The sequence below is a fragment of the Pseudomonas sp. NFACC08-1 genome, from assembly GCF_900106735.1.
Lineage (GTDB): Bacteria > Pseudomonadota > Gammaproteobacteria > Pseudomonadales > Pseudomonadaceae > Aquipseudomonas > Aquipseudomonas fluorescens_Q.
Genome location: NZ_FNNL01000019.1, coordinates 40,365 through 56,113, shown reverse-complemented (window position 1 = coordinate 56,113; position 15,749 = coordinate 40,365). Strand labels below are relative to the sequence as shown.

The window sequence follows — 15,749 nt, the reverse complement described above, 5'->3', positions numbered from 1 at the left end:
ACGCGACCCAGCGGGAGCAGGCTCCCTCGCCACAAAAGCCCAGACAATCGCCTCAGTTGAAGACGATTTCGTCGTTCTCCACTGTACCGGTCACAGTCTCGCCCGGCATGAAGCGACCCGACAGGATCAACTGCGCCAGCGGGTTTTCGATCCAGCGCTGGATCGCCCGCTTCAGCGGCCGTGCGCCATAGACCGGGTCGTAACCCACCGCAATCAGCTTGTCCAATGCCTCGTCGCTCAATTGCAGTTTCAGCTCACGCTCTGTGAGACGACTGCGCAGGCGACCCAACTGGATCTCGGTAATGCCGGCAATCTGATCACGGGCCAATGGCTCGAAGATCACCACTTCGTCGACGCGGTTGATGAACTCCGGCCGGAAGTGGGTGGAAATCGCGTCCATCACCGCCGCACGCTGTGCTTCGCGGTCGCCCACCAGTTCCTGGATCTGCGTCGAGCCCAGGTTGGAGGTCATCACGATCACCGTGTTGCGGAAGTCCACCGTGCGCCCGTGGCTGTCAGTCAGGCGACCATCCTCCAGCACTTGCAGCAGGATGTTGAACACATCCGGATGCGCCTTCTCGACCTCATCGAGCAGGATCACCGAGTACGGCTTGCGACGCACTGCCTCGGTCAGGTAACCGCCCTCTTCATAACCGACATAACCCGGGGGCGCACCGATGAGCCGCGCCACGGAGTGTTTCTCCATGAACTCGGACATGTCGATGCGCACCATGGCCTCTTCGGTGTCGAAGAGGAACTCGGCCAGCGCCTTGCACAGTTCGGTTTTACCGACCCCCGTAGGGCCGAGGAACATGAACGAGCCGCTCGGACGGTTAGGGTCCGACAGCCCGGCACGGGAGCGGCGTACGGCATTGGACACTGCCACGACTGCCTCTTCCTGGCCGATCACACGCTGGTGCAGCAGGCTTTCCATCTTCAGCAGCTTGTCGCGCTCGCCTTCGAGCATTTTCGACACCGGAATGCCGGTCCATTTGGAGACCACTTCGGCAATCTCTTCCTCGGTGACCTTGCTGCGCAGCAACTGGTTTTCACTCTTGCCGTGCTGGTCGACCATTTGCAGGCTGCGCTCCAGGTCCGGGATCACCCCGTACTGCAGCTCGGCCATGCGGTTGAGGTCGCCTTTACGACGGGCCGCTTCCAGCTCCTGGCGGGACTGTTCGATCTTCTGCTGGATCTGCGCTGAACCCTGGACTTCGGCTTTCTCCGAGTTCCAGATTTCCTCGAGGTCGGAATACTCACGCTCGTGACGAACGATCTCTTCCTGCAACCTTTCCAGACGCTTCTTCGCCGCTTCGTCGCTTTCTTTCTTCAGGGCCTGGGATTCGACCTTGAGCTGAATCAGGCGGCGCTCCAACCGATCCAGCACTTCGGGCTTGGAGTCGATTTCCATGCGGATGCGGCTGGCGGCCTCGTCGATCAGGTCGATGGCCTTGTCCGGCAACTGGCGGTCGGTGATGTAGCGGTGGCTGAGCTTGGCCGCCGCGATAATCGCGCCATCGGTGATCGCCACCTTGTGGTGAACTTCGTAGCGTTCTTTGAGGCCGCGCAGGATGGCAATGGTGTCTTCCTCGCTCGGCTCCTCCACCAGCACTTTCTGGAAGCGCCGCTCCAGCGCCGCATCCTTCTCTATATATTGGCGGTACTCGTTGAGCGTGGTCGCGCCGACGCAGTGCAACTCGCCACGGGCCAACGCAGGCTTGAGCATGTTGCCGGCATCCATCGAGCCTTCGCCTTTACCCGCACCGACCATGGTGTGCAGTTCGTCGATGAACAGGATGATCTGCCCTTCCTGCTTGGACAGTTCATTGAGCAAAGCCTTGAGCCGTTCTTCGAACTCGCCACGGTACTTGGCACCGGCGATCAAGGCGCCCATGTCCAGGGACAACAGGCGCTTACCCTTGAGGCCGTCCGGCACTTCGCCGTTGATGATGCGCTGGGCCAAGCCCTCGGCAATGGCGGTTTTACCCACACCTGGCTCGCCGATCAGCACCGGGTTGTTCTTGGTGCGGCGTTGCAGCACCTGGATCGTACGGCGGATTTCATCGTCGCGGCCGATCACCGGGTCGAGCTTGCCTTCCTCGGCACGCTTGGTCAGGTCGACGGTGTATTTGTCCAGCGCCTGGCGCGACTCCTCGTGGTTGGCGTCGTTGACTGCTTCGCCGCCACGCAGGTTGTTGATAGCATTTTCCAGCGCTTTCTTGCTCACCCCTTGGCCGAGCAACAATTTGCCAAGCTTGCTGTTCTCGTCCATGGCGGCGAGCAGCACCAGCTCGCTGGAAATGAACTGGTCGCCCTTCTGCTGGGCCAGGCGATCGGCCTGGTTGAGCAGCCGCGCCAGGTCCTGGGACATGTTCACGTCACCGGTGGGATTCTGGATCTTGGGTAACTGGTCGAGTTCCTTGGCCAGTTCTTTGCGCAGACTGTTGACGTCAAAGCCGACCTGCATCAGCAGGGGCTTGATGGAGCCGCCCTGCTGTTCAAGCATGGCCTGCATCAAATGCGCCGGTTCGATACCGGGATGGTCCAGACCGACGGCCAGGGACTGGGCATCGGACAGGGCCAACTGTAATTTGCTGGTTAAACGATCAATACGCATGGGTCACCTTCCTAATGAGCAGGCCGGACCGTGGAAACATCCTGAATGAAGAAACCTGCCAGATACCGTTATAGATGTGGTCGATTCTGGAAGATTCAAGCCGGGCGCCCTTGATACAGATCAGAGAAGTCTAGCGTTCGATCCAGATCAGCGAAGCGAAGCGACCGGTGCGCGGGTTGCGGCGGTAGGAAAAGAAACGGGGGTCGGTCACGGTGCAGAGACCGCCACCGTAGACGGCCGTGACACCATGTGCGGCCAGGCGCAGCCGTGCCAACGCGTAGATATCGGCGAGGAACTTGCCGGCGTTTGGGCTCGCGGCAAAGGCTTGGGCTGCCTGGGGCAGTTGCGCGATGAAGGCTTCACGGACTTCCGGCCCGACTTCAAACGCTTGCGGGCCGATGGCCGGGCCGAGCCAGGCGAGGATTTCATCCGCGGGCACGGCAAGGCTGTCGAGGGTGGCTTCCAGCACGCCGTTCGCCAACCCGCGCCAGCCGGCATGGGCCGCCGCGACGCGGGTGCCGGCACGGTTGCAGAACAGCACAGGCAGGCAGTCCGCCGTCATCGCGGTGCAGGCGATACCGGGCGTGTCGGTCCAACTGGCATCGGCGGTCGCCACCTGGGCCGGATCAGCCTCGACCACGGCAATGCCGTGGACCTGCTGTAGCCAGGCCGGGGTGATGGCGAATTGATCGGTGAGGCGACGACGGTTTTCGGCGACGGCCGCTGGATCGTCGCCGACATGATCGCCCAGGTTGAGGCTGTCGAACGGCGCCAGGCTGACGCCACCCTCACGGGTCGTGATGCAGGCCTTGACCCCGGCCGGCGCGGGCCAGTCGGGTATCAGCCAGTGACTCATCCGATGAACGCCTCGCGGTCCTGCTTGAGCAATGTCAGCAGCCAGACGAAGTCATCCGGCAACGGCGACTCCCAGCTCATGCGCTTGCCGGTCGTCGGATGATCCAGCTCCAGGAAACGTGCATGCAACGCCTGGCGCGGGAAATTCTTCAGCGATTCGACCATGGTCTGGCTGGCAGCCGGCGGAATGCGGAAACGACCGCCGTAGGCCGGGTCACCCACCAACGGGAAGTTGATGTGGGCCATGTGCACACGGATCTGGTGGGTCCGACCGGTTTCCAGCTTGACCCGCACATGGGTGTGGGAGCGGAAACGCTCGAGCACGCGATAATGGCTGACCGCCTGCTTGCCGCCCTCCATCACCGCCATGCGTTGGCGCTGCTGGCCGTGACGACCGATAGGGGCGTTGATCTTGCCACCGGCGGTGACGACCCCGATCACGATGCATTCATAGATACGGCTGACGCTACGGCTTTGCAGCTGTGTGACCAGCTGTGTCTGCGCCTGGATGGTCTTGGCCACCACCATCAGACCGGTGGTGTCCTTGTCCAGGCGATGGACGATGCCAGCACGCGGCACATTGATAATGTCCGGTACGTGGTGCAGCAAGGCATTGAGCAAGGTGCCATCAGCATGCCCAGCCGCCGGGTGCACCACCAGGCCCGCAGGCTTGTTGATCACCAGGATGTCATCGTCTTCATAGACGATGTCCAGGGCGATGTCCTGGGCGACCCATTCTCCCTGGGCCTCCTGTTCGGCAGTCAGCTCGAGAATGGCACCGCCGTGGACGATGTCGCGCGGGCGGATCACCGCCCCATCCACAGTCAGGCGGCCGTCCTTGATCCAGGCGGAAAGGCGCGAGCGAGAGTGCTCGGCAAAGAGTTGTGCGGCGACTTGATCGAGGCGTTGGCCGCCCAATTCGGACGGCACCTCTGCGCGAAGTTCTATTTTATCGGACATGCTCGGACTAGGCGTCGGCACAGCCTTTGGTTTCGGCTGCGCGCTTGTGGTTAAATACGGCGTCTTTTGCCCCGAGGCTTTCAACGGGGCGCTCATCATAACAGGACGGCCCCGCCCAAGACAGCGGCCGTCATAGGGACGCAAGCCGCCATGCAAGTGAAACACCTGCTGCTGATCGCCATCCTCGCATTGACTGCTGCTTGCTCGTCGAAGGAAGTCGTAGACGAAAACCTGAGCGAAGTCGAACTGTACCAACAGGCGCAGAACGACCTGGACAACAACAGCTATACCAGCGCCACTGCCAAGCTGAAGGCGCTGGAGTCGCGGTATCCGTTCGGTCGCTACGCCGATCAGGCCCAGCTGGAGCTGATCTACGCCAACTACAAGAACGCCGAGCCGGAAGCAGCCAAGTCCGCCGCCGAGCGTTTCATTCGCCTGCACCCGCAGCACCCGAATGTCGATTACGCCTATTACCTCAAGGGCCTGACCTCCTTCGACCAGGACGTCGGCCTGCTGGCGCGCTTCCTGCCGCTGGACATGACCAAGCGTGACCCGGGCGCCGCGCGCGACTCCTACAATGAGTTCGCCCAACTGACCAGCCGCTTCCCCAACAGCCGCTACTCGCCGGACGCCAAGCAGCGCATGATCTACCTGCGCAACCTGCTGGCCTCCTACGAAATCCACGTGGCCGACTACTACCTGACGCGTCAGGCCTACGTTGCCGCCGCCAACCGTGGCCGCTACGTAGTGGAAAACTTCCAGGAAACCCCTTCGGTGGGTGACGGCCTGGCCGTGATGACCGAAGCCTACCAGCGCCTGCACCTGGACGACCTGGCGGCCACCAGCCTGGAAACCCTCAAGCTGAACTACCCGGATCACCCATCCCTGGTCGATGGCCAGTTCACCCCACGGGTCGACGAAGCGGACAACCGTTCGTGGCTGAGCAAGGCGACCCTGGGCCTGATCGAGTCCCGTCCACCTCTGCCGCCGGGCGAAACCCGCGCCAACCAGGACGTGCAGCGTCAGTTCCAGGACGCCAAGGAAGCCATTCCAAACGAGCTCAAGCCCAAGGACGAAAATGGCGACGTGATCGAAGAAGAAGAGCCTGAGAGCGAATCCACCGATCGCTCCTGGTTCAGCTACATGACCTTCGGTATGTTCGACTGAGGCCAAGGCCTCAGCAAAAAGGGAGACCCGCGGGTCTCCCTTTTTTATGCCTGGGTTTTATTGCGCTGTGCGCCGTTCCTGTCCTTGGCTAAACTGCCTGATCTCTAGCCAAAAAGCCGCCCATCATGCTTCGTTTACTGTTCTGGATCGCCCTGATTGCCGCCGCGGTATGGTTCTGGCGCAAGTTCAAGAGCACCTCATCCGCGCCGAACGCTCCCCGGGAGCAGGACGCACCACCCATGGTTCGTTGCGCCCATTGCGGCGTACATCTGCCCCGTGACCGGGCCCTGGCCCTCGAACAACAATGGTATTGCAGCCAGGCTCATCTCGAGCAAGGCCCGGGCACTCGTGATCGCTGAGGCCTCAAGCCCACGCGAAAAACAGGCGCAGCGCCTGCTGCGTCTCTATCACCTGTATCGCCTGAGCATCGGCATCACCCTGGTGCTGCTGATCTCCAGCAAGCTGGACAACCGCCTGCTGGAGTTCGCCAACGACGACCTGCTGCGCAACGGCAGCTGGTTGTACCTGGTGCTGAACATCCTGCTGGTGGTGTTCCTTGAGAACATTCGCCGCCCCGCCCGGCTGTTCGGCCTGGCCCTCACCGACGTTCTGCTGCTTTCGTGGCTGTTCTTCGCCGCGGGCGGTGTGCCCAGTGCCATCGGCAACCTGCTCATTGTCTCGGTAGCCATCGGCAATACGCTGTTGCGAAGCCGGGTCGGCCTGTTGATCGCCGCTGTCGCCACGATCGGTATCGTCGGGTCGACTTTTTTCCTCGGCCTGAGCGATTCAAACCGTCCCAGCAGTTATCTGCAAGCCGGCACCCTCGGGGCGCTGTGTTTTGCCGCCGCCCTGCTGGTACAGGGCCTGACCCGGCGACTGGAAGCCAGTGAAACCCTGGCCGAGCAACGAGCCAGCGAGGTGATCGGCCTCGAAGCGCTCAACGCACTGATCCTGCAACGCATGCGCACAGGTATCCTGGTGCTCGACCGCGAGCGGCGCGTGCAATTGGCCAACGAAAGCGCCTTGAACCTGCTGGGCATACACGACCTGGTCGGCCAGCGAATCGATGACTATTGCACCGCCTTGGTCGAACGCCTGCAATTGTGGCTGAACAACCCCAGCCTGCGCCCTCCCAGCCTGACCGTGACCGGCACAGGCCTGACCCTGCAACCGAGCTTCATCGCCTTGGGGCATTACGATCAACAGCAGTTGCTGGTATTCCTTGAGGACCTGGCCCAGGTTGCGCAGCAGGCCCAGCAACTGAAACTCGCTTCCCTCGGGCGCCTCACTGCTGGCATCGCCCATGAAATCCGCAACCCCTTGGGCGCCATCAGCCACGCAGCGCAATTACTGCGCGAATCCGAGGAACTGAACAACGCGGATCGGCGTCTGACGCAGATTATTCAAGATCACTCCCAACGAATGAACCGCGTCATTGAAAACGTCCTGCAGCTGTCTCGCCGCCAGCAACCCCCCCCCCAACGCCTCGACCTGCGGACCTGGCTCGACCAATTCGTCCGGCAGGCCCGCGAAAGCATGGCCGAGCACCAGCACTTGCACCTGAGCATCGACCCGGGTGACTACACCACGCTGATGGACCCCGACCAGTTGACCCAGGTACTCGACAACCTGCTGCGCAACGCCTGGCGCCACAGCGCCATGGCCCACGAACAGGCCGAGGCCTGGCTGAAACTGTTCATCGACCCCCACAGCCAGTTATCCACCCTGGACATCATCGACAACGGCCCTGGCGTGACGCCAGAGCAACAGGCACATTTATTCGAACCCTTCTTCACCACCAGCAGCCAGGGCACCGGCCTTGGGCTCTATCTGTCCCGTGAGCTGTGCGAAAGCAACCAGGCCCGCCTAGACTTCAAACCACGCCAAGGCGGCGGTTGCTTTCGCATCACCTTTGCTCACGGACGGAAACAGATTTGAATACACGCTCACGGCAACGAATCCTGATCGTCGATGACGAACCGGACATCCGCGAACTCCTGGACATCACCCTGGGCCGGATGAAACTCGACACCCGCAGCGCCAAGAACCTCGCCGAAGCCCAGAACCTGCTGGCCGGCGAGGCCTTCGACCTGTGCCTGACCGACATGCGCCTGCCCGACGGCACCGGCCTGGAACTGGTGCAACACATCCAGCAGCGTTACCCCCAGCTCCCCGTGGCAATGATCACCGCCTACGGCAGCCTGGAAACCGCCATCGACGCCCTCAAGGCCGGCGCCTTCGACTTCCTGACCAAACCGGTAGACCTGGGTCGGCTGCGGGAACTGGTCACCAGTGCCCTGCGCCTGCCGCCGGTCGCCACGCCTGGCACCACCCTCGAGCGCAGCCTGCTGGGCGACTCGCCCCCCATGCTCAGCGTGCGCAAGCAGATCGAAAAACTCGCCCGCAGCCAGGCACCGGTGTACATCAGCGGGGAATCGGGCTGCGGCAAGGAACTGGTCGCCCGGCTGATCCACGAACAAGGCCCCCGTGCCAACCTGCCCTTTGTACCGGTCAACTGTGGGGCAATTCCCACGGAGCTGATGGAAAGTGAGTTTTTCGGCCATCGAAAAGGCAGCTTCAGCGGCGCCATCGAGGACAAGCCAGGTTTGTTCCAGGCCGCCCATGGCGGGACCTTGTTCCTCGATGAAGTGGCCGACCTGCCCTTGGCGATGCAGGTCAAACTGTTGCGGGCGATCCAGGAAAAGGCCGTGCGCGCTGTTGGCGGCCAGCAGGAAGAAGTGGTGGACGTGCGCATCCTCTGCGCGACCCACAAGGATCTGGACGGCGAAGTGGCCGCCGGGCGCTTTCGCCAGGATTTGTATTACCGGCTGAACGTCATCGAACTGCGCGTCCCGCCATTGCGTGAACGCCGCGAAGACATCGAACTGCTGGCCAATCACATGCTTCTGCGCCTGGCAGCCAACACAGGCAGTCCACCGGTCAAGTTGCATCCCCAGGCGTTGGACGCTCTCAGGAGTTACCGTTTCCCGGGCAACGTGCGTGAACTGGAGAACATGCTCGAACGGGCCTACACCCTTTGCGAACAGCAGCAGATCGAAGCGGATGACCTGCGTTTGGCCGAGGGTAATGGCAGCGCAGAACCGGGCAACCCCGACTTGATGCAGGTCGATAACCTGGAAGACTACCTGGAAGACGTCGAACGCAAGCTGATCCTCCAGGCCCTGGAGGAAACCCGCTGGAACCGCACGGCGGCGGCGCAGCGGTTGAAGTTGTCGTTTCGGTCGATGCGCTATCGGTTGAAGAAATTGGGGTTGGATTGAGCATGTGGCCGGCTCAGCTCAACCAATGGCTGGGTCTGCACCGAATGGCAGGATCTACACCGAACTGTGTGGCGAGGGGATTTATCCCCGCTGGGCTGCGCAGCAGCCCCGAACCTGGCACCTCGGTGTATCAGGTTGTTTGAGTAGCTGCTTTTTGGGGCTGCTTCGCAGCCCAACGGGGATAAATCCCCTCACCACAGGTGCTGTGTTCGCCTTGGCAGCTTTTCTAGCCCTTCGGCACCGGCACCTGCTCGTCCAGCACACGATTGGCTAGCAGCTCACTCAACTCGATCAGCTGTTGCACGCCCAATGCAACATGCCGTCGCGAGCCGTCGAGTTCGAAGGCCAGGTCGCTGATTGTTGCGCTGGCTGAGGCCAGGGTTTCGCTGAGGTTGGCGAGGAGGCATTCGACGTCGATGCCTTCCACGACGGTGAATAGCTGGTTTGAGGGTGGTTTCTTTTTGGCTTCAGGCTTTGGGGCTAGGTAATAGTCGAGGGCGCGCTTGGCGGCTTCGTCGAGCTTTTTGGGGTTGAGGCTGGAATTGGGAGAAGCGTTATTGGTTTCTGAAGGTGATGGAGGTTTGTTACACATTGCGGTACTCCAAAGGGGGAATGGACTACCAAGTTTTCGGGCCGCGACGCCCGATCGCTGAATTGGCAGCGACGGGAGAAGGTTAGCTAGAGCCCTTCCCACTCGGCAACCGCCAGAGATCGTCGGAAAAGTCTGCTTAAATTTGAGGGTTGTCCGACCATTCCCACAAATTCTGGTCGGCTGTCAGGGCATCGGGAGTGTGTATATCCGTTTCTGCGGTAACGGCTACTTAGGGTTCCGCCCTGACGGCGGGTCACTTTCGAAAAGCGCGAAAGTAACCAAAGCGCTTCTGCCCCACCACTCGGCACCTCGCCTAGGCTCGGTGTGCCCTCTCTCCGGCATTGCTCCGTGGGCCGCCGCGAAGGGCCATCCATGGCCCAGCGCGGCTAACCCGGCATCCATGCCGGGTTGCCCACTGCGCAATGCCTGCGTTCGGCCATCGTGGTTAACGGGGCGCCGAGATCAACGTCCACCGCGAGGCGGCCTGATAGCCGGCCTGGTTGGGGTGGGACCGCGTTTCTCCTGTGGGAGCGGGCTTGCTCGCGAAGGCGATGCCACTGTCGATGAGGATGTTGTGTTTGCTGGCCTTATCGCAAGCAAGCTCGCTCCCACAAGGGATGGGTGGCGTATACAAATTTTGTGATTGTTGAAGGTCGAAAATGTGGAAGCGAGCTTGCTCGCGATGACAGCAGTAAATCCAACCGCTATGTCACGGAATTACCGCCATCGCGAACAGGCTGAGGCTATGAAGGTGCGACCGCAGTCAACAGGATGTCGTATGTACCGGCCTCTTCGCGAGCAAGCTCGCCCCCACAATTGGGTCGGAGTACGACAAAAGAGACAGGTCGGCTATCAGGCCGCCTCGCGTCGGACGTTGATCTCGGCGCCCCATTAACCACGATGGCCGAACGTAGGCATTGCGCAGTGGGCACCTCGGCATGGATGCCGAGGTAGCCGCGCTGGGCCATGGATGGCCCTTCGCGGCGGCCCACGGAGCAATGCCTACGTTCGGGCATGCCGAGCCCTAGCGAGGCACCGAGTGGTGGGGCTAAAGCGTTTTGCTTACTTTTGCGCTTTTCAAAAGTGAGACGCCGTCAGGGCGGAACCCTAAGTAGCCGTTACCGCAGCAACGGATATGTACCCAATCAAAAAACCAACCGCCCCGCCGGCGCATAAGGCGCAGGATCAATCACCGCCTCCCGCCCCAACATCAGGTCCGTAAACAACCGACACGAAGCCGGCGCCAACACCAACCCATTGCGATAATGCCCACAATTCAACCACAGCCCCGCAACCCCCGGCACTTCGCCGATATAGGGAATGCCCTCCGGCGACCCTGGCCGCAGCCCAGCCCAATGCCCAACCACCTCAGCCCCCGCCAGCGCCGGAATCAACTGCTGCGCCGAAGCCTTCAGGCTGTCCAGGGCAGCATCGGTCGGCGTCTTGTCGAAGCCCTCACGCTCCAGCGTACTGCCAACCAGGATATGCCCATCGCGACGGGGAATCGCATAACGTCCCTTGGCCAACACCATGCTCGACAGAAAATCCGACGCACACTTGTACAAAATCATCTGGCCCTTGACCGGCTCGACCGGCAACTTCAGCCCCAGCGTCTTGAGCAACTCACCGCTCCAGGCACCTGCAGCCAGCACCACCTGGTCGCCACGTATCGGGCCCGCCGAACTGTCCACCCCGATAACAGTCGCCCCCTCGCGAATGAACCCACTGACCTCACAGTGCTCATGAACCTCGACGTTGGGCAGCGCCAGCAAGGCCGCCTTGAGGGATTTCACCAAGCGAGGATTACGCACGTTGGCCACATCGGCCATGTAGATCGCCCGGGAAAAACCAGGACCCAGTACCGGCACGGCATCATGAACAGCGGAGATATCCACAGCTCGCAGCGGGCGCCCTTCCCGCTCAGCCCAGGCCAGCGCCTCATCCTGATCGTCCAGGTCCAGCCAATACAGACCGGTGACATGCACTTGCGGATCAATCCCGGTCGCCGCGAATAAACGCTCGCCCAGCTGTGGATAAAAATCCTGCGACCAATGGGCCAGCGCCGTGACTGCTGGGCTATAGCGCCAGGGATACAACGGCGACACGATACCGCCGCCGGCCCAGGACGACTCCTGGCCGAGACTGGAACGGTCCAGCAACACCACACGCTGCCCTTCGGACGCCAGATTGAACGCCGTCAGCAGGCCAATGACTCCGCCGCCGACAATCACCACTTGCTGTTGCCTGGTCATGTTCTGATTCGACTCATAAGACAGAGGGCGCAAGGCTGCGCCCGAAAAAAGAAACTCAGCGGCCCCAGCAATCCTTGGCGGTCATCCCGGCGGCGGTGTTTTCCACAGTTCGTGCGCCGGTATTGGTGATTCTGAAGTCACCGCATTTATCCGTGGCCATGGACGAGCCGCTCCTGCGCACAGCCGTCAGGATGAAGCTCTGATCCGTCAAAGTCTGGGTAATGGTATAGAAATCGTTGCCGCTGCTCAGGCCAGTCGCATCGGTGTAGCGGTTGTTCTTCGAGTAGTAGCGCTCGAGAATTTGCGCCTGCTCCGATAACAGCCCGGCAATTTCAGCCCGTCGGCCCTTCTTCATGTATTCGGTCAGGCTCGGATAGCCGACGGTGATCACGATACCGATGATCGCAATCACGATCATGATTTCGATCAAGGTGAAACCTCGGTTGGATCTGCGCATGCCTTGCCTCTTCATTGTATTTGTCGCCACATGATGCGGCGGCTGCCGCCCACGGATTTTTCCAGCAGTTCGGTGATGTTGCCGCTGGAGTCGTTGACGATCATGTTGGTGGCCCCGCTGGCGCTGACGACGGCGCTCAAGGTCGGGATTCCCCCCGTGAAGACCACCCCGCTGGAAATCGTGTCGGAGCTGTTGATCGTGCCATCGCCGTTGGTATCGAGCACCGCATAGTTGAGCATCTTACCGTTGAACGCATCCAATTCGATCAGTTTGCCGGTACCGAAGCTGGCACAAGGGTCGGTAGTGTCCACGGCGGCCGTGGTAAAGACCACGCGGCCGCTCACCAGATTGGCCGGGTTGATCACCCGCTCCCCGGTCAGCGCATTGTTGTACACCAACGGCAGGTACCAACCCTTTTTCGTCGGGTAAGCCACGTCGGTCTGGCTGGTCGTCACGAACTGCCCCGTGCTGCCCGAGAACACCCCCGTGATCGACTGGGCTTGCAGGTTCGACACGGTGATTTGCCCGGCACCGCCGGTGGCGTCCCATATCGAATAGAACCCTTGCAGGTCCTTGTTGAGTTTATCCGCCGTTTCGTTGAACTTGCCGGTGCCGAAAAACACCTGGGTACCGCCCTGCGGGTTGTCCGCCAGCAGCGGTTGAACGGTGATCGGCTGAGTCGCGCCACCGGAGGTGGTGAACAATGGCTGGCCTGCAAACGCCACACCCCAAGCAGTCGGGGAAGTGCCGCTGAGGTCGAACTTCCACAGCCGCCCTCTCAAGTCGCCCCCGTACGCGGCCTGCACCACGTTCTGGGAGTTGACCCGCAGCTTGACCGACGACAAGCCATTACCGGTCTCGCTGCTGTTGATGACGATTTTCCTGATCAACGAGCCGTCGCGGATATCCACCACGTACAGCGCCGCGACACCGCTATTGCTGCCGTAGCCGTTGGAGATGAACGCCGCCCAGCGCCCATCCGCCAGGCGGGCGACTTCGGGGCGGGCGTAGGCGTAGCCCAGGTCATTGAAAGCGTTGGCGGTGTTGGCAACGGTTGGCGCACTGATTTCCCACAATGCCCGCAACACATTGCCCGCCGTCGCATCGAACAGCTGAACCGCATAGAACGTCTTGCCCCCAGCACCAGTGCCGCCCAGGGCCACCGTCTTCCAGACACTCCCCGATTGCGTATCGAATACGCCGACCTGCCCATCCACCAAAAACTTGTGGCTCACGCCATTGACGTAGTTGGTGTCGGCAATGTTCTGCAGCGATGGCAGCACGCTCGACGGCATATAGGCATATCGTCGCGTACCGTTCGCACTGTTGATGACGCTGAAAAAACCGTCGTTGGCGTTCACCACCAGGCTGGTATTCATGTTCGCCGCCTTGGTCGTCAGATACGTGCTGTAGCTGGTGTCGTTGAGCAAATCCGCGGCGGTCTGTTCATTGGGTGAGGCCAGCACCAACGGCGAGTTGATGATGTCCCCCAGCAACACATTGCGCACCTTCAAGCCGGTTTTATTGACGCCCTTGCTCCACTCCACCAGATCGTTGCCGGTGATTCCCGTAGGCAGGTTCTGGCTGAGGCTGCTTTGCTGGGCAGGTGAAAGGTTAGCGTAAGCCAGGGTCACAGGCGCATTGGTCGCGGTATTCCACGACTGATAAATCGGCGCCGTGGCGCCGGGCACGATGGCCGTGTCGGTGGTCCATTGCACCGCAGCCCTGTTGACCGTGCCTGCCGAGGTGAAGCCGAACGCGCGGATGGTGCCGCGCCAATCCTTGGGGTCATACGTGGTCTGGTAGTAACTGGAGGTGCTGGACAACGTGGCGGCATTGGTCGTGCCGGCGCCCCCGGATCCAGCCTTGGAGGTAATGTCGCTCAGGGCGGAGGCCAACGCTGAGTTGAGGCCTTCGCTGTCGGTCGCCGGATAATACTTACCCGCGCCGTAACGGGCGGCGTCGGACAGCATCGGATTGGTGACGGCAAAACCCACGGTGTAGGTATTGAGGTACTGCCGGGGAAAATCCGTGGCGTTCCAGCTCTGGCCGGTGGCGTCGGTGCCGGTGGAGCGCATGTCGATGTCGAAGGCGAACTTGGCGATGTCGTCCAGGTAAAGCGTGTCGCCCTCGCCGTTACCACTGAGATCGGCGCCATCGTTGTTGATACCATCCCAGTTCGGCAGCCGGGCCAAGCCCTGCGGGTCGTTGGTGGGGAACGTCCGGTCATAGGTGGGCAACCCGTCGGTGATCACCACGCCGAAATTTTTCTGGCAACGGTACTGGATCGGGCTGGTGTAGGTGGTCGGTGTGCTGTTGTAGTACGGCGCCATGCCCCTGAAGTAACGGGTGACTTCGTAGTAGCTTTCGGCCAACGGCGTATTCGCGACGGCGCCCAGGGCGTTGATGGCATTGATCAGGGCGCTGTAGTTGGTGTTGGCCTGGGTCTGGGTCACGCTGCCACTAACCGGTGACAGGTCGCTGATGGCGCGGGCGATGTAGCCACCCGGGCCAGAGTTACTGCTGTTGGGCGGGTTGAACGTGGCGAGGCCAATGCGCAAGGCGCGGTTGCTGGCGACCAGGTCGTTGGAGACATCCCGTGCCACGTTGATTCGATAATCGTTGGGAATCGTGCCGGTGGTGAAATCCCGGCTCGATCCGTTGGCCAGGGTTACCAGATACGCCAGGTACTTACCGGTATAACGGGTATTGCCGCCTCCCACAGGGTCTGGCAACCGAAGGCACACCCGGCCAACGCTGGGCCGATAAAAACCGTACCACCCAGACGAGCAGCCGCCACGCAACAGACCCACCAACAGGATGTTCGAATCCTCCAGGTCCAGCTCATACCTGTCGTTACAGTTGTTACTGGCGCTGCAGGCATAAGTGCGCGTCTGCGTCGCCGCCGGATCAAACCCCGCCGCCCAGATAATGTTGTTCATGCTCCCCGAATCATCGATCAGCAGCATCACGTTCGGCGTAACCGCAGCCGCACTCAACAGCGGCGAATCCGAGGGCGTGAACGCATAGGCCGGGGCCGCCAGGTAAAGGCTGAGCAACGCGCCCCACAGCGCCTGCCTCCAATTGCGGCGCACCTTAGTACTTCGCATAAATGCTCTCCACCACGCTGCGCTGGTTATTGCCCACCACCGCCACCGCCGTGATCCGGTACAACGTCGCCGAGGTATTGACCGGCACGTTGACCGCAGCAAGCGTAGTACCGATGTTCTGCACGCCATAAAACCCGCCGGCAGCGGCAACCCAGAGCACTCCCGACGACGAATTGCGCCCCGCCGCCGTGATGGTCGCCGACTCGGCCGGCGGCGCGCATTGAGTCGCGGTGGTACAGACCGCCAGTGAATAGGTCTCGACCTGCACCGCACTCTCACCCATCCTCAACGCAGCCTCGGCGATCTGGAAGGACTGGTTGCGTTGCATGACGCTGCTGGTCATCTTTTCCTGGAGCGTGGCGCTCTGCATCGACGACAGGCCGATCAGCGTCAGCAGCAACAGGAACACCAGGCTGACCAGCAGTGCCATGCCATGCTGGCGATGCTTGAGATCCATC

At 61.4% G+C, this 15,749-nt stretch carries 12 protein-coding genes; 4 read left to right on the top strand and 8 right to left on the bottom strand.

Annotation, left to right across the window (positions count from 1 at the left end; genetic code table 11):
- Positions 1-52: 52 nt before the first annotated feature.
- The 3 genes from clpB to rluD all read right to left on the bottom strand — a co-directional run bounded on the left by clpB (position 53) and on the right by rluD (position 4,432).
- Complete coding sequence (gene clpB / locus BLU76_RS27645; RefSeq protein ID WP_053125348.1) at positions 53-2,617, bottom strand: ATP-dependent chaperone ClpB; 2,565 nt, start codon at positions 2,615-2,617, stop codon at positions 53-55.
- 130 nt (positions 2,618-2,747) lie between these two features.
- Positions 2,748-3,473, bottom strand: a complete 726-nt coding sequence (pgeF, locus tag BLU76_RS27640; protein ID WP_092225293.1) for a peptidoglycan editing factor PgeF — start codon at positions 3,471-3,473, stop codon at positions 2,748-2,750.
- Positions 3,470-4,432, bottom strand: coding sequence for a 23S rRNA pseudouridine(1911/1915/1917) synthase RluD (gene rluD, locus BLU76_RS27635; RefSeq protein ID WP_003205696.1), 963 nt, complete (start codon positions 4,430-4,432; stop codon positions 3,470-3,472). Before rluD ends, pgeF begins: the two co-directional genes overlap by 4 nt.
- Positions 4,433-4,582: 150 nt before the next feature.
- On the opposite strand from rluD, the gene BLU76_RS27630 reads away from it, so the two are divergent.
- The 4 genes from BLU76_RS27630 to BLU76_RS27615 all read left to right on the top strand — a co-directional run bounded on the left by BLU76_RS27630 (position 4,583) and on the right by BLU76_RS27615 (position 8,880).
- Positions 4,583-5,599 carry an outer membrane protein assembly factor BamD gene (locus tag BLU76_RS27630; protein WP_092150403.1) on the top strand — a complete coding sequence of 339 codons (1,017 nt, stop codon included), beginning with the start codon at positions 4,583-4,585 and terminating at the stop codon, positions 5,597-5,599.
- Positions 5,600-5,724: 125 nt separating this feature from the next.
- Complete coding sequence (locus BLU76_RS27625) at positions 5,725-5,958, top strand: PP0621 family protein (protein ID WP_063324319.1); 234 nt, start codon at positions 5,725-5,727, stop codon at positions 5,956-5,958.
- Entirely contained in the window at positions 5,948-7,537 is a 1,590-nt protein-coding gene (locus tag BLU76_RS27620) for a two-component system sensor histidine kinase NtrB (protein WP_092225291.1), read from the top strand. Before BLU76_RS27625 ends, BLU76_RS27620 begins: the two co-directional genes overlap by 11 nt.
- Positions 7,534-8,880: a sigma-54-dependent transcriptional regulator gene (locus BLU76_RS27615; RefSeq protein WP_092150400.1), complete on the top strand. Its 1,347-nt coding sequence runs from the start codon at positions 7,534-7,536 to the stop codon at positions 8,878-8,880. The genes BLU76_RS27620 and BLU76_RS27615 overlap by 4 nt, the downstream gene beginning before the upstream one ends.
- 226 nt (positions 8,881-9,106) lie before the next feature.
- Here BLU76_RS27615 and BLU76_RS27610 read toward each other — a convergent pair whose 3' ends face one another.
- From BLU76_RS27610 to BLU76_RS27590, 5 genes are all read right to left on the bottom strand, one after another.
- Positions 9,107-9,472 (bottom strand): DUF6124 family protein, encoded by a 366-nt coding sequence (locus tag BLU76_RS27610; protein WP_092225289.1) that lies wholly within the window; start codon positions 9,470-9,472, stop codon positions 9,107-9,109.
- A gap of 1,145 nt (positions 9,473-10,617) precedes the next feature.
- Positions 10,618-11,724, bottom strand: coding sequence for a glycine oxidase ThiO (gene thiO, locus BLU76_RS27605; RefSeq protein WP_092225288.1), 1,107 nt, complete (start codon positions 11,722-11,724; stop codon positions 10,618-10,620).
- A 55-nt stretch (positions 11,725-11,779) separates the two neighbouring features.
- Positions 11,780-12,181: a type IV pilin protein gene (locus BLU76_RS27600; RefSeq protein ID WP_092150593.1), complete on the bottom strand. Its 402-nt coding sequence runs from the start codon at positions 12,179-12,181 to the stop codon at positions 11,780-11,782.
- Positions 12,182-12,192: 11 nt separating this feature from the next.
- Complete coding sequence (locus BLU76_RS27595) at positions 12,193-15,291, bottom strand: pilus assembly protein (protein ID WP_092225287.1); 3,099 nt, start codon at positions 15,289-15,291, stop codon at positions 12,193-12,195.
- Positions 15,278-15,748, bottom strand: a complete 471-nt coding sequence (locus tag BLU76_RS27590; RefSeq protein WP_371856188.1) for a pilus assembly PilX family protein — start codon at positions 15,746-15,748, stop codon at positions 15,278-15,280. The genes BLU76_RS27595 and BLU76_RS27590 overlap by 14 nt, the downstream gene beginning before the upstream one ends.
- Position 15,749: the final 1 nt, after the last annotated feature.